This is a genomic window from Marinobacter sp., from assembly GCF_041984545.1.
Taxonomy (GTDB): domain Bacteria; phylum Pseudomonadota; class Gammaproteobacteria; order Pseudomonadales; family Oleiphilaceae; genus Marinobacter.
In genome coordinates, this window is record NZ_JBHIXV010000035.1 from 1 (window position 1) to 13,730 (window position 13,730).

The window sequence follows — 13,730 nt, forward strand, 5'->3', positions numbered from 1 at the left end:
ACTAACCGGTTTTACCGCCGTCTCCTACTTTTTCACGCTTATCTGCGAAGAACCTTTTTTTGCTGGTCTGATTTGCCGGGCGGCCTAGAGTGCCTGCGCCACGTCCACCGTCAGGTATTCCAGTTCCACGCGGCGGTTGGCGGCGCGATCCTCCGGGGTGGCCAGGGGGCGAGAGGAGCCCCAGTGGCTCATGATGATTCGGGTCTCCGGCACCCCCTCCTGCATCAGAACCCGGGCAACGGCGTTGGCCCGCAGGCGGGACAGGAACCGGTTATAGTCCTCGCCGTTGAAGTTGTCCGAGTGGCCGTGAATGCGCACCATGACCGCCGGGTTCTGTACAAGATACGCTGCGTGCTGTTTAACAATGTCGAGATCCTTGCCTTCCAGGGCGTGACGGTTGAAGCCGTAATGGAACCTCAGCCGGTGGGGCCGCGCGCAGCCAGGCTCGAAAGCCATGGGTTGGAAGCCGGATGCCATCGCGGCCTTGGCGATCAGTTCAGGGTTGTCCAATACGAGTACGGTCATCTCAGAATCCTTGTTTCAGGTATCCGGTTTTTCTTGTTATTCCCGGTCACTATTGGTGGATGCGGGAATAACGGCAATTGGCGATTGGTCGATAAGGGTCCTGTTCCACATGCCCGACGGCACCGATTTAATGTCATTGCCATGACAGTGACATGACAGCAGCGCCGGATCCGGGCGCGTCTGGAACTCTGTGGAGCGGTGCACATTTCCCCGATTGACCCGGTGTGACCTCTGCGCCGGATTCCATTTGAACGCGAAAAGAAGGCGTGGCTATGGTAAAAAAGCAGACAATCAAGGACCGATAATGATGAAATGTGACCGCCCATGCTGATCATCCCCGCCGAAAACGCCGTCAACTGGAAACGCCCACCCTGGGTTACCCTGGGCCTGATGCTGGCCTGCCTGCTGGTGTTCCTGTTCTACCAGGGTGCCGACAGTCGCAAACTCGAACAGGCCGTTGAAAGCTACCTGGAGGCCGACCTGCATCTTCTGGAGGCCCCCGTCTACGAGGACTACCTGCAGCGGCAGATCCGGTTTGAGGGTCAGGAAAGCCGCATCTACGAACTGCAGCAGTTCCAGGAGTTTCGGGAAAACGACGAGAATGTCTGGCTGGCCATCAACCTTCTGATGGATCGGGAGTTTTACCAATACCTGCTGCAGAACCAGGACATTATCTGGGCGGCCAGCGAGCGGGCCTACTGGCAGGAGCAGCGCCTGGCCATCGAGCAGGCCTACATCCAGACCCTCAGTGCCCAGCAGCTGGGGCTGGTGCCCGCCGACCTGTCGCTCTATACCCTGATTACCTACCAGTTCCTGCACGGCGGCTGGGGCCACATCATCGGCAACCTGGTGTTCCTGTTTCTGCTCGGCTTCACCGTCGAGAAAGCCCTTGGGCCTGGCCGGTTCCTGATCGCCTATCTGCTGTGCGGGGCCATGTCCGGGCTGGTGTTTACCGCCTTTTCCGGCGGCAGCTACGTGCCCCTGGTTGGCGCCTCCGGCTCCATCTCCGGCCTGATGGGCATGTACGTGGCCATCTACGGCTTGCAGAAAATCCGCTTTTTCTATTTCCTCGGCGTCTACTTCAACTACTTCCGGGCACCGGCCATTGCCCTGCTGCCGGTGTGGCTGGGCAAGGAAATCTACGATTACTGGTTTGCCGGTGCCACCGGCATTGCCTACATGGCCCACGCCGGCGGCCTGATTGCCGGCGCCGGCCTGGTGTGGCTACTGGGCAAGAGCTGGCTGCAGGTGCGCGAGGAGTTCTTCGAACCTGAGGAAGAGGAACAGGACGCCCGCTTCACCACCGGTTACGCCCAGGCCATGGCCAGCCTCGGCCGCATGGATTTTGACCTGGCCCGCCGCCAATTCGAGGCTCTGCGCGAGCACTACCCGGAGCGCCACATTTTGCTGGAGCACCTGTACCATCTCGCCAAACTCCGGCCGGACCTGCCGCCTTACCGGGAGCGCGCCCGGGAACTGATGAACGACGCTCTGAGTCGTCACCAGCCGGAGCAGATGATTGCCATCTGGCAGGAATACCTCGGCAAAGGCGAGAGCCATCAGCCACTGTCGGCCCAGGATCATAACCGGGTGTTATTCACCAGCCTGAAGCAGCACGACCTGAAAGCCGCCGAAAAGGCCTTCGAAAGGCTCAGAAGTGCGGGCGATGAACTGCTAACAACCGAGGCCTGCCGTTTGCTGGTTGAAGAGTTTGAAAAGCGCCAGATGGCGCCCAAGGCTCGTCATTATCGCCAATTATTGCAGGCCAACTGACACAGTTCGGGGCAGGGTAGAGGGAGTGGGCCTCCCAAAACTGTGCGGAGCCAGGGATGGCGGAGCCAAGCGTACATGGATGTATTCACAGCGTGTTTTGGGAGGCCCACTCCCTCTACCCTGCCTTTCTCCTAATCCTGAACTGAAAACGACGCCTTCGGCCCCTTCAAAGGCTCCCTGTTCTCGGCTTGCTGCAAGTAAGTGGCAATCTGCTCGTGCAGCGGGTGATTCACGCACCGCTTCTGGATAAACGTCAGGAAAGCTGTCGCTTTTTCCCACTGGGAGAGGCCGTTGGCCAGGGTCTGGGCCGCCAGCAGGTAGGCCGGTGCCAGCTGCTCGCTGTCCGGGAAGCGCTTGTGGAAATCCTGCAGCAAACGCAGGGCCGGTTTGAACTGGCCGCGGTGGTAGAGCGCCCGGGCGCACCGTACCGCCAGGTCCGGGTCCTCGAGCTTGAAGCCGGGTTCGGCCTCCACCAGAGTGGCCAGGAGCTGCGCGATACCCTCGCCGTCGTTGCGATCGGCCAGCCAGCCCAGGATGCGCGGGTGGTAGCGGTACAGCTCTTCGGTGTCGTTGCGGGCCGTTAGCAGCTGGTACAACTGGCCGATGCGCAGGGCATTGTCCCGGTCCCGCTTCAGGGCCTCTTTGAGCATGCTCTGCACCCGGTCGTAGTTGCCGTCCTTCAGGTTCATGTCGATGTCGGCGTCGAACCGGGCGCTGCGGTCGCGCTGGTGGGTGTCCTGGCCAGCGGTCTCGTCCTGTATATCCGAGGCGAAGCCCAGCTCCTCCTGGTACTGGAACAGCAGGTACCCGAGCATGTGGAACAGGATCAGGGTGAAGGTACTGTTCAGGAAACCGGCCAGGGGCTGCGCCACCCAGAAGGGAAAGTGGTTGACGGCAAAATCCTGGGCTGCGCCCGAGGCCAGGGTCAGCAGGATCAGGTAGCCGTAGAGCAGGAAGTAGGGGGTTCCGATACGGGAGATCAGTACCGCCAGGTTCATCGGGTTCACCGCCGCACCCACCGAGCGTTCCATGGCCAGCACCATGATGCTGGCCGGCAGCGCCAGTACCACGAAGGCCAGCGCCAGCAGCATCAGAATCGGGCCACCCACCATGGCGGCGGCCCCTACAAGGCCGCCCATCAAAACAAACACCAGCAGTTGCAGGATGACAATGTCGAAGCCGCTGCCGGTGAACGCCACCGACACCGCCGGCGGCTTCAGATGGCCCTCGGCGGTGTGGTTGATCACCGCGTAGGTGTACTTGAACAGGGCCAAAGCCAGCACCAGCCAGATCAGGATGCCGATCAGGTTGGCCGGAGCCACCACCGGCACCAGGGTGCAGATGGCGATCACGATCAGCGGGTCGGTGTGGAACGGGTAGCGGAAGAAAGCCCCCAATCGGTGCCAGAAGGGAACCACCTCGGTGGCGGCGCCCAGGTAGCGCATCGCCTTGCTGCAGTGAGGGCACAGGGCCCGCCGCTGGCGGGTGTCGGCGTCGGGCATGCAGCGGCTGCAGTAATGAATCTGGCATTCGCCGCAGTGCCATTTGGCGGGGTCGCCGGGGTGGTAATGGCAGTCGTGTTTCACAGAGGCGTGGGTCCTGGTCCTTCAGAAAGTCGTGGGGCCATAATGACAGAACTGGCTTTTGATCGCAGCAAACCAGTTAACAGGTAGACTATTGCCAGCGCCCGCGCGTATCCAACCGGGCACATCCGTTTAATGGGAGGTTGTTTGGCAGATCCCCGGAACAGCGACGCCGGTATCGACACCTGCGAAAACCGGCAGCGGTATACCTGGCGGGATATCTTCGGGCTTGCGCTCAAGCACAAGCCACGGCTGGTGCGCGCCAACCTTCTGGCGATCATGGCCACGGTAATGAGCGTGCCGGTGCCGCTGTTGCTGCCGGTGCTGGTTGATGAGGTTCTGCTGAACGAGCCCGGCCCGGTGTTGCCGGTGATGGACTCCCTGTTGCCGGAGAGCTGGCAGACGCCGGTGATTTACATCGGCCTGATGGTGCTGGCGGCGTTTCTGCTACGCATCGGAGCGCTGTCCTTCAACGTGCTGCAGTCCCGGGAGTTTTCCAAGGTTTCCAAGGACGTGGTGTTCCGCATCCGTTCCCGCCTGCTGGGTCGCCTGCAACGGGTGGCCATGTCCGAGTATGAGACCCGGGGTTCCGGCGGCATCAGCAGCCATTTCATCACCGATCTGGATACGGTGGACCAGTTTCTGGGTACCACCATCAGCCGCTTTCTGGTGGCCAGCCTGACGGTCATGGGCACTGCTGCCGTATTGCTCTGGGTGCACTGGCAACTGGGCCTGCTGATCCTGCTGTTCAACCCGCTGGTGATCTTCGCCACCATTTTGATCGGTAAACGCGTCAAGGAACTGAAGCGCCGCGAGAACAGTGCCTACGAGGCATTCCAGGGCGACCTGACGGAAACCCTCGACGCCATCCACCAGTTGCGGGCGGCCAACCGCGAAAAACACTACCTGCGCCAGTTGATCGACCGGGCCCGCAACGTGCGCGACCACGCCATCCAGTTCGAATGGCGCAGCGACGCCGCTAGCCGGGCCAGTTTTGCGCTGTTCCAGTTCGGCGTGGATGCGTTCCGGGCGGCGGCCATGGTCACCGTCCTGTTCAGCGACCTGAGTATCGGCATGATGTTCGCCATCTTCGGCTATCTCTGGTTCATGCTCACGCCGGTGCAGGAGATGCTGAACATGCAGTACGCCTGGTTTGCTGCCAATGCCGCGCTGGCGCGCATCAACCGGTTGCTGGACCTGAAAGAGGAACCCCGCTACCCGGCCCTGGAAAACCCGTTCCGTGATCGGCACACCGTGGGTTTGACGCTGCGCGACATCCACTTCGGTTATGGCGAAGAGGAGGTGTTGCGGGGTATCAACCTGGAGCTGGCGGCGGGTGAAAAGGTGGCGCTGGTGGGCGCCAGCGGCGGCGGCAAGTCGACGTTGATACAGGTGATCCTGGGCATGTACACGCCGCAGCAGGGTGAGGTCCTGATCGATGGCGTACCGGTCCAGCGCATCGGCTTGCCATGCCTGCGTGAGCATATTGCCACGGTGCTCCAGCATCCGGCGCTGTTCAACGACAGCGTGCGCCAGAACCTGACCCTGGGCCGGGACAAGCCGGATGCCGAGCTCTGGGAGGCCCTGCGCATTGCCCAGCTTGATGCCACGGTGGCGGCCATGCCGGCGCAGCTGGAAACGATCATTGGTCGGCAGGGTGTGCGCCTCTCGGGCGGGCAACGACAGCGCCTGGCCATTGCCCGCATGATCCTGTCGGATCCCTCGGTGGTGATTCTCGACGAAGCCACCTCCGCTCTGGACGCCGAAACCGAATACCAGCTGCACCGGGACCTTGAGGCCTTTCTCAAACAGCGCACCACACTCATCATTGCGCATCGGCTAAGCGCCGTAAAACAGGCAGACCGGGCCTGTGTTTTCGAGGACGGGCGCATTATTGAGGAAGGCCGCCACGATGAACTGATTGCCAGGGAAGGTCTGTACGCCCAGCTATACGGAGAGCGCCAGCTCTGATTGCAGGATTCGCCGGCAGGCTTGCGCAGTCTGCGTATGTCCGCGTGCGACCTTGGTCTGACATTCACCGCGGTGATGGCGAACATTCACCGCGGCGCGGTTGAACTCTCATTAATTGCTGCAATAGTTAAAGGAGGTTACACACTCGGAAGTTCCTCTGGCTGTTTCGTGCCCATGCTCGGCGATGCCCCGGTGCAGTGATGACAGAGGACTTCGTCAACGCCTTCCGGAATGCTCGGACAACGACGAAAAAGGAGGCACCACATGTCGACCGAAAGTCTCAGCAAAGACAGTTTGAACACCCTCTCCAGCCTGGAAGCGGGTGGCAAGACCTTTCACTACTACAGCCTGCCCAAGGCATCTGACACCCTGGGCGATCTGAACAGGCTGCCCTTTTCCCTGAAAGTTCTGATGGAAAATCTGCTGCGCAACGAGGATGACTCCACCGTTGAGCGCAAGCACATCGATGCCATGGTGCAGTGGCTGAAAGACCGCCATTCCGAGACTGAAATCCAGTTCCGGCCGGCCCGGGTGCTGATGCAGGACTTTACCGGTGTGCCCGGCGTGGTCGACCTGGCCGCCATGCGCGAGGCGGTCAAGGCGGCGGGCAAGGACCCGGCCATGATCAATCCGCTGTCACCGGTGGACCTGGTGATTGACCATTCGGTCATGGTCGACAAGTTCGGTGATCCGTCGGCCTTCAAGGACAACGTGGCCATTGAAATGGAGCGTAACCAGGAGCGCTACGAGTTCCTGCGCTGGGGTCAGCAGGCGTTCGACAACTTCCGTGTGGTGCCGCCAGGCACTGGCATCTGCCACCAGGTGAATCTGGAGTACCTGGGCAAGACCGTCTGGCAGAAAGACATCGAGGGCAAGACGATTGCCTACCCGGACACCCTGGTGGGCACCGATTCCCACACCACCATGATCAACGGCCTGGGCATACTGGGCTGGGGCGTTGGCGGTATTGAGGCCGAAGCGGCGATGCTGGGGCAGCCGGTGTCCATGCTGATTCCCGAGGTGATCGGTTTCAAGATCACCGGCAAGCTGCGTGAAGGTATCACCGCCACTGATCTGGTACTCACCGTTACCGAAATGCTGCGCAAAAAAGGCGTGGTCGGCAAATTCGTGGAGTTCTATGGCGACGGTCTGAAGGACATGCCGGTGGCCGACCGTGCCACCATTGCCAATATGGCGCCGGAATACGGCGCGACCTGTGGTTTCTTCCCGGTGGACGAACAGACCATCAACTACATGCGCCTGACCGGCCGCGACGATGCCCAACTGGAACTGGTGGAAGCCTACGCCAAGGCCCAGGGGCTTTGGCGGGAGCCGGGCCATGAGCCGGTCTACACCGACAACCTGGAACTGGACATGGGCGATGTCGAGGCCAGCCTCGCTGGCCCCAAGCGGCCGCAGGATCGGGTGGCCCTGAAAAACATGAAGGCCTCCTTCGAGTTGTTGATGGAAACCTCGGAAGGCCCGGGCGAGGGCCGCAAGGCCAATCTCGAGTCCGAGGGTGGTGGCACCGCCGTGGGCGCACAGGACGCCTATTTCGAGCACCCATCCAGTCAGCCGCTGCATATGAATGGCGAGCAGGCTCGGCTTGACCCTGGCGCGGTTGTGATTGCCGCCATTACCTCGTGCACCAACACCTCCAACCCCAGCGTGATGATGGCCGCAGGCCTGATTGCCCAGAAAGCGGTCGCCAAAGGGCTGAAAACCAAACCCTGGGTCAAGACCTCTCTGGCGCCGGGCTCCAAGGTGGTCACCGACTATCTCAGGGTTGGCGGCTTCCAGGACGACCTGAACGAGCTGGGCTTCAACCTGGTGGGTTATGGCTGCACCACCTGCATCGGTAACTCCGGGCCGCTGCCCGAGGAAGTGGAGAAAGCCATTTCCGATGGCGACCTCACCGTTGCCTCGGTGCTCTCGGGTAACCGCAACTTCGAGGGTCGTGTGCATCCGCTGGTGAAAACCAACTGGCTGGCGTCGCCGCCCCTGGTGGTGGCCTATGCCCTGGCGGGCAACGTGCGCCTGGACCTGGAGAAGGATCCGCTCGGTGCCGACCAGGACGGCAACCCGGTGTACCTGAAGGACCTCTGGCCCAGCCAGCAGGAGATCGCCGAGGCGGTTGAGAAGGTGAAGACCGACATGTTCCGCAAGGAATACGCCGAGGTCTTCGACGGCGACGACACCTGGAAGTCCATCAAGGTGCCGGAAAGCAAGGTCTACGAGTGGTCCGACAAGTCCACCTACATCCAGCACCCGCCCTTCTTTGAGGGTCTGAAGGAAGAGCCGGACCCCATTGACGATATCAAGGATGCCAACATCCTGGCCCTGCTGGGAGACTCGGTAACCACCGACCACATCTCCCCGGCCGGCTCTTTCAAGCCGGACACGCCCGCAGGCAAGTACCTGCAGGAGCACGGCGTTGAACCGAAGGATTTCAACTCCTACGGCTCTCGTCGGGGCAACCACGAGGTGATGATGCGCGGCACCTTCGCCAACGTCCGCATCCGGAACGAGATGCTCGATGGCGTGGAAGGCGGCTTCACCAAATTCGTGCCCACCGGTGAACAGATGGCCATCTACGATGCGGCCATGAAGTACCAGGAGCAGGGCACGCCGCTCGTGGTCATTGCCGGCAAAGAATACGGTACCGGCTCCAGCCGCGACTGGGCCGCCAAGGGCACCCGACTGCTGGGTGTGAAAGCAGTGGTGGCCGAGTCCTACGAGCGTATCCACCGTTCCAACCTGATTGGTATGGGTGTGATGCCACTGCAGTTCCCGGACGGTACGGACCGCAAGAGCCTGAAACTGACCGGTGAGGAAACCATCTCCATCGAGGGACTGTCGGGTGAGATCAAGCCCGGACAGACGCTCACCATGACGGTGACATACAAAGACGGCGCCACCGAAACCTGCGAGTTGAAGTCGCGGATCGACACGGCGAACGAGGCCGTCTACTTCAAGCATGGCGGTATTCTGCATTACGTGGTGCGGGAGATGCTGCGCACGGCTTGATTGCCCCGGAAGAGAGCCCTGGCGGCCGGCCGCCAGGGGTCCGGGCATCCATGACATTCATTCCTGAGAAACGAGAGAGAGCCTATGACCGATCAACCGTTTCTGACCGACGTAAAAACCCTTCGCGAAAGAGCCCGCAAGCACATCGAGAACGGCGCCCTGACCGAAGGCTATGGCGCCAACCGCGACAACGTGGTGAACATCCTCAACGAAGCCCTGGCCACGGAAATTGTTTGTACCCTGAGGTACAAAAGCCATTACTTCCGGGCTGACGGCATCAACGCCACGGTGGCTGCCCAGGAGTTCCTGGAACATGCCGAGCAGGAGCAGCAGCACGCGGACTGGCTGGCGGAGCGCATCGTGCAGCTCGGCGGCAAGCCGAACTTTTCACCGGAGGGCCTGCTGACTCGAGCCCACGCCGAATTTGTCGAGGGAGACACCCTGCGGGAAATGGTCGTGGAGGATCTGGTGGCCGAGCGGATCGCCATCGACAGCTACCGGGAGATCGCCCGCTACCTGGGAGATCAGGACCCGACCTCGCGTCGCATAATGGAAGACATCCTGGCCCAGGAAGAAGAGCACGCCGACGATATGGCAGGACTGCTGGAGGGGCTGGACAGCTGAACCTTCGCCTCAGGTTTCCGCTGGCGCGGCCAGCGGCAAACCGAGCCAGAAACAGGCACCTTTGCCCTCCTCCGACTCAAAGCCAACCTCTCCACCCATGGCGGTCATCAGTTCACGGGTGATGGCCAGGCCCAGACCGGTGCCCTCTTTGCTTCTGGAAGCGGTGGCATTGGCCTGCGCAAATTTCTCGAAGATCCGGCCTTTGAAAGCCTCCGGCACACCCGGCCCCCGATCACAAACCTGAATGCGCACCTGAGTGCCGACGTGGGCAACGGTGACGTCCACAACACCATTCTCCGGTGGGAACTTGATCGCGTTCGAGAGCAGGTTGGACAGGGCCTGACACAGCCGTGTCCGATCAAAACTGGCACGCAGGTCCGGGCTGCTAATGGACAACCGGATGCCAAGCCGATGCTGGGTGGCCAGGGGCTGAATCTCCTCAAGAACGTCACGGACGGGCTGTTCAAGGCCCTCGACCCTCAGATCCATGGTCATGTTTCCGCTCACCAGCTTTTCGATGTCCAGGAGATCGTCGATCAGGTGCCTGAGCTGGTCGGTGTTACGCCGTGCAATGTCCAGCATCCGGGTCGTTCTTTCGTCCAGCGGGCCGGTGGCACCGCCAAGTATCAGTTGAAGGGATCCTGAGACGGATGTAAGGGGCATGCGGAGTTCATGACTGACGGTGGAAATGAACTGGTTCTTGATTTCATCGATCTTGTGGCGCTCATCGACATCGGTGATATAACCGTGCCAGAGAATGCTGCCGTCGGGGAGCACCTCGGGCCGGGCCAGGCCTCCACCCAGTGCCACCCTCCTTGCCATCGGATTCGGTACGCGTGTTGCCAGTGTTGCAGTGTGCGGGCGAACTGCTCGATGGACGCAGCAACCCCGGCCAGGTCGTCTGGATGAATCCGATCGAACACCGGAGCCGCGTCCACCGCCGCCTGCTCCGCCGTGATGCCGTAGATGTCCTGGATGCCCGGGCTCGTGTAGGGAAATGCGCTGCGCCCATCCGGCCATAGCCGGTACTGGTAGAGCATGCCGGGTATCTGGGTGACCAGTTTGTTCAGCGTTTCCGTGTGCTTTTGCTGGTACACGGTGTCGGCGACCCAACGCGCTAGCAGCGTGACAAACATTTTTTCGGTTTCGGTGAAGGGGCGGCTTCTTGGCTGGCGGGAGGAGAAATTCACCGTGCCGAACAGCTCGCCGTCGACCCAGAAGGGTGCCGCCAGATAGCACTCAAGACCAAACCGCCGGTATGCCACATGATCCCCATATTCCGACTGCCCCATATGATCTGTGGCCAGAGCTTCCCGGGACCGGAGCAGCAGGGAGCAGTACGTCTGGTCCAGAGGGAAAGTGCTGCCGTTGACGGCGTCGCCACCACCCAGAGTAAATTGCCAGTGTACCGTGTAGGCCTGGCCGGTGATCTTGCTGACAATGCCGGTTTCCAGGCCAAGATACTCGCAAGCCATCTGCAGGGCTCTTTCCGCCCTCTGGCAAACCGGTGGAAACGCCCAGGGATGCGATTGCCTCCCTGGGTGTCGCCATGACCCTGAACCAGGCGCTGGCCCTGTCGCTGGATGTCGGCCGGCAACTCCAGGTGGATTCCCTGCGCGCGTTGGCGTCTCAGCATCACGGCATTGCCCTGGCCGTGGCCAGGGAGGCGCAGCGTCTGGCAATCCGGGTGGGCAAGGACCCGGTTGGGTTCCAGCAGGCCGGCCTGCTCAGCCGTATTGGCGAGATGGCCGTGCTCAAGGTTCTGAACCAGTACGTCACCACTGGCGGCGAGCTGGATGAAAACGAGGCCGAACGGGCTCTGACCCAATGGGCACAGTCCTATGGAAACCGGCTCAAGGTGCAGTGGCGATTGCCGCTCGGGATGCGCGAGCTTATCGGCTCGGTGCATTACCTGCCCACTGACTGCACCCGGGAAGACCGGCTGATCATGCGGGCGGCGGCCATGATGGCAGGGGGCGAGCAGAATTCCGGGGAATGTCAGCGACTGTTGCGCCGGATTGGGCTGGATCCCGCGGACAACGCAGGGAGGCAGGATGGTGATGACTGAACGACTTGGGTTAACGGACAAGATCCTGTACGTGGAAGACGATCCCGACATTCGGGCCATCGCTGAAATAGCCTTACAGGATGTCGGGGGGTTAACCGCCCGGTTGTGCGAATCCGGGGCAGAGGCCCTGGAGCAGGCGCCGGATTTTGCGCCGGATCTGGTGTTGCTGGATGTCATGATGCCCGGAATGGACGGCCCCGCCACGTTACGGGCGCTTCGACAGGTGCAGGGCCTCGAGACGGTGCCCGTGATCTTCATGACGGCCCGCCTTCAGCGCTCGGAAATTGCAGAGTATCGTGCGCTCGGCGCGGCCGGGGTGATCCCCAAGCCATTTGATCCGATGACATTGTCCGAGCAGATTGCCGATATTCTCAACGGCCCTCCTGGTTCGAAATGACGCCATTGCCGGAGGTGCGAAGCCGCGGCATTTCCGGTAGTCTGGCCGGTCTGGATACATTCTGATTTATGAGGTCTTCATGGCATCCTCCAGCTCCCGGGACGAACTGAAAGCAAAGTTGAACCTGGAAACCTCCCGGATTCACTGGCACGAGCTGCAGACTTACTTTGCCCGTGGGCAGGTGGTGCGGGTGGCACCCGAACTGGATCTGCTGGCTGTGGCAGCGGAACTGGCGGCAGACAACAAGCCCCGGTTCGAGCAATGGCTGCAGGAAGGGCAGGTGGGTGAGGTAGCGTCGGCTACCGCGCAGGCCTGGTACGATCGCAACGCCGAATTGTGGGCGGTGGTGGTCGCTCCCTGGGTGCTGGTTCAGGACCGGTCCGGCCATGTTCTCCACTGATCGGCGCCGATCATGAAACTCCATTACTTTCACGGGCGGGGCCCGCTCCGGCATCTGGTGATGATCCAGAATGGACAGCGAGTGGAGCTGCACATACGGCCTGTTGCTGGCGGCCTCTGGGGGCTGGTGGCCCTGATAGGGCCGGATCAGGGGCAGCCGGAAGGGCAATGCCGCCGAGGACCCTGGAAGACCCAGGCCCGGGCCGAATCGGCGCTGAGAAGTATCGCCGGCACGCTGATGGGCCGCGGCTTCGAGCCCTGTCCCGAAGATTATGTGGTCTGGTCTGTGGCCGCCCAGCGCCTGGTTCGTCTGATCGAGACCGGCGCGACGGCGGCGGCTTCATCCTCCGAAACCATCCAGTTTGATCCCCTGGCCTGACAGGCCTCTATCCCTGCTTTGAGGAATACCATGCTCACCGGCGCATTGCTGATTCTCGCCCCGCTGTTTCTGGGCTTTGCCCTGGCCCTGGAAAACCGAAGGGTCATGACCCTGATTCACTACAGCGTTGAAGGGCTGGTGTATTTCATCCTCGTGCTGTTGGGGCTGGGATTGGGTCAGATGGAGGGCCTGGCCGCTCAACTGGGCGGTATGGTGGCCCAGGTACTGATGCTGCTGGCCAGCCTTTTTGTGGCCAACATGGTGGGGTTGTGGCTGTTTCATCGCTGGCAACCCATGTCACTTGAACCCGCTGAGAACGCACTGAACCACGGCTATCGCCGGCTTTTCCTGGCGGGTCTGAAGCCGCTGCTGGCGGTGGTTGTCGGTTTGCTGGCCGGATACTACCTGCTGCCGGTATTTCCAATGGTCGAAAAGCTGGCCACCTGGTCGCTGATGGTGCTGCTGTTCCTGATCGGGGTGCAACTTCGTAATGCCGGGCTGTCGCTGCGCAAGCTGCTGATGAATCGCCAGGGGCTGGGTATCGCCCTGGCCCTGGCCGCCAGTTCGCTGGTTGCCGGGGCTGCGCTCGTGCCCTGGCTGGGTCTGCCGTGGCACGATGCCCTGGCGGTGGCATCAGGATTCGGATGGTACTCCCTCTCCGGTGTGGTGATTGGAGAAGCTCTCGGGCCCGCCTGGGGCGGGGTGGCGTTCCTGAACGACGTACTCAGGGAAATTGTCGCGCTGGCGATCATCCCGATGCTCATTGCCCGTCGGCCGGCCATGGCCATCGGCTATGGCGGCGCCACCGCCATGGACTTCACACTGCCGGTCATTCGCAGCAGCGGCGGGCTTGCCTGTGTGCCCGTGGCCATTGCCTCAGGGTTTCTGCTGTCGTTCCTTTCGCCGGTGCTGATGGCCGTGTTCCTTTCTCTGGGATAAATTGATCCCGTGCAAGGCAAGATGCGGTTTTACCGGTAAGATGAC

Annotated in this window: 13 protein-coding genes; 9 read left to right on the plus strand and 4 right to left on the minus strand. The window is 61.5% G+C overall.

The annotated features are described in order from the left end of the window. Window positions 1–84: 84 nt before the first annotated feature. Complete coding sequence (locus ACFC20_RS14605) at window positions 85–525, minus strand: OmpA family protein (RefSeq protein WP_375193654.1); 441 nt, start codon at window positions 523–525, stop codon at window positions 85–87. Between the two features lie 324 nt (window positions 526–849). On the opposite strand from ACFC20_RS14605, the gene ACFC20_RS14610 reads away from it, so the two are divergent. Then, on the plus strand, window positions 850–2,298 hold the full coding sequence (locus tag ACFC20_RS14610; RefSeq protein WP_375193655.1) for a rhomboid family intramembrane serine protease: 1,449 nt from the start codon (window positions 850–852) through the stop codon (window positions 2,296–2,298). Window positions 2,299–2,429: 131 nt separating this feature from the next. Here ACFC20_RS14610 and ACFC20_RS14615 read toward each other — a convergent pair whose 3' ends face one another. Continuing rightward, complete coding sequence (locus ACFC20_RS14615; RefSeq protein WP_375193656.1) at window positions 2,430–3,884, minus strand: hypothetical protein; 1,455 nt, start codon at window positions 3,882–3,884, stop codon at window positions 2,430–2,432. 132 nt (window positions 3,885–4,016) lie between these two features. Between ACFC20_RS14615 and ACFC20_RS14620 the strand changes: the two genes are divergently transcribed. The 3 genes from ACFC20_RS14620 to ACFC20_RS14630 all read left to right on the plus strand — a co-directional run bounded on the left by ACFC20_RS14620 (window position 4,017) and on the right by ACFC20_RS14630 (window position 9,503). Then, window positions 4,017–5,852 (plus strand): ABC transporter ATP-binding protein, encoded by a 1,836-nt coding sequence (locus ACFC20_RS14620; RefSeq protein WP_375193657.1) that lies wholly within the window; start codon window positions 4,017–4,019, stop codon window positions 5,850–5,852. Between the two features lie 264 nt (window positions 5,853–6,116). Continuing rightward, complete coding sequence (gene acnA, locus ACFC20_RS14625; protein ID WP_375193658.1) at window positions 6,117–8,879, plus strand: aconitate hydratase AcnA; 2,763 nt, start codon at window positions 6,117–6,119, stop codon at window positions 8,877–8,879. 84 nt (window positions 8,880–8,963) lie between these two features. Beyond that, complete coding sequence (locus ACFC20_RS14630; RefSeq protein WP_375193659.1) at window positions 8,964–9,503, plus strand: bacterioferritin; 540 nt, start codon at window positions 8,964–8,966, stop codon at window positions 9,501–9,503. Between the two features lie 9 nt (window positions 9,504–9,512). Here ACFC20_RS14630 and ACFC20_RS14635 read toward each other — a convergent pair whose 3' ends face one another. Together ACFC20_RS14635 and ACFC20_RS14640 are read right to left on the minus strand one after the other, a co-directional pair. Then, window positions 9,513–10,166, minus strand: a complete 654-nt coding sequence (locus ACFC20_RS14635) for a sensor histidine kinase (protein WP_375193660.1) — start codon at window positions 10,164–10,166, stop codon at window positions 9,513–9,515. After that, window positions 10,130–10,978: a PAS domain-containing protein gene (locus ACFC20_RS14640; RefSeq protein WP_375193661.1), complete on the minus strand. Its 849-nt coding sequence runs from the start codon at window positions 10,976–10,978 to the stop codon at window positions 10,130–10,132. Before ACFC20_RS14640 ends, ACFC20_RS14635 begins: the two co-directional genes overlap by 37 nt. Before the next feature lie 32 nt (window positions 10,979–11,010). Here ACFC20_RS14640 and ACFC20_RS14645 point away from each other — a divergent pair, with 32 nt between their 5' ends. From ACFC20_RS14645 to ACFC20_RS14665, 5 genes are all read left to right on the plus strand, one after another. After that, the gene (locus tag ACFC20_RS14645; protein WP_375193662.1) at window positions 11,011–11,571 is read left to right on the plus strand and encodes an HDOD domain-containing protein; all 561 of its coding nucleotides are present in this window, start codon (window positions 11,011–11,013) and stop codon (window positions 11,569–11,571) included. Continuing rightward, window positions 11,564–11,968 carry a response regulator gene (locus ACFC20_RS14650; RefSeq protein WP_375193663.1) on the plus strand — a complete coding sequence of 135 codons (405 nt, stop codon included), beginning with the start codon at window positions 11,564–11,566 and terminating at the stop codon, window positions 11,966–11,968. The genes ACFC20_RS14645 and ACFC20_RS14650 overlap by 8 nt, the downstream gene beginning before the upstream one ends. Window positions 11,969–12,047: 79 nt before the next feature. After that, window positions 12,048–12,368, plus strand: a complete 321-nt coding sequence (locus ACFC20_RS14655; RefSeq protein ID WP_375193664.1) for a DUF2288 domain-containing protein — start codon at window positions 12,048–12,050, stop codon at window positions 12,366–12,368. Window positions 12,369–12,380: 12 nt separating this feature from the next. Further along, a complete protein-coding gene (locus tag ACFC20_RS14660; RefSeq protein WP_375193665.1) occupies window positions 12,381–12,746 on the plus strand; it encodes a hypothetical protein in 366 nt (121 codons plus the stop codon). A 30-nt stretch (window positions 12,747–12,776) separates the two neighbouring features. After that, a complete protein-coding gene (locus tag ACFC20_RS14665) occupies window positions 12,777–13,685 on the plus strand; it encodes a lysine exporter LysO family protein (RefSeq protein WP_375193666.1) in 909 nt (302 codons plus the stop codon). Window positions 13,686–13,730 lie beyond the last annotated feature (45 nt).

Excerpts from the sequence above, each read along its gene's own strand:
- ACFC20_RS14610 (WP_375193655.1), top strand. The coding sequence starts at position 850 with ATGCTGATCATCCCCGCCGAAAACGCCGTCAACTGGAAACGCCCACCC.
- acnA (WP_375193658.1), top strand. The coding sequence starts at position 6,117 with ATGTCGACCGAAAGTCTCAGCAAAGACAGTTTGAACACCCTCTCCAGC.
- ACFC20_RS14630 (WP_375193659.1), top strand. The coding sequence starts at position 8,964 with ATGACCGATCAACCGTTTCTGACCGACGTAAAAACCCTTCGCGAAAGA.
- ACFC20_RS14655 (WP_375193664.1), top strand. The coding sequence starts at position 12,048 with ATGGCATCCTCCAGCTCCCGGGACGAACTGAAAGCAAAGTTGAACCTG.
- ACFC20_RS14660 (WP_375193665.1), top strand. The coding sequence starts at position 12,381 with ATGAAACTCCATTACTTTCACGGGCGGGGCCCGCTCCGGCATCTGGTG.
- ACFC20_RS14635 (WP_375193660.1), bottom strand. The coding sequence starts at position 10,166 with ATGCCCCTTACATCCGTCTCAGGATCCCTTCAACTGATACTTGGCGGT.
- ACFC20_RS14665 (WP_375193666.1), top strand. The coding sequence starts at position 12,777 with ATGCTCACCGGCGCATTGCTGATTCTCGCCCCGCTGTTTCTGGGCTTT.
- ACFC20_RS14605 (WP_375193654.1), bottom strand. The coding sequence starts at position 525 with ATGACCGTACTCGTATTGGACAACCCTGAACTGATCGCCAAGGCCGCG.
- ACFC20_RS14640 (WP_375193661.1), bottom strand. The coding sequence starts at position 10,978 with ATGGCTTGCGAGTATCTTGGCCTGGAAACCGGCATTGTCAGCAAGATC.
- ACFC20_RS14650 (WP_375193663.1), top strand. The coding sequence starts at position 11,564 with ATGACTGAACGACTTGGGTTAACGGACAAGATCCTGTACGTGGAAGAC.
- ACFC20_RS14620 (WP_375193657.1), top strand. The coding sequence starts at position 4,017 with ATGGGAGGTTGTTTGGCAGATCCCCGGAACAGCGACGCCGGTATCGAC.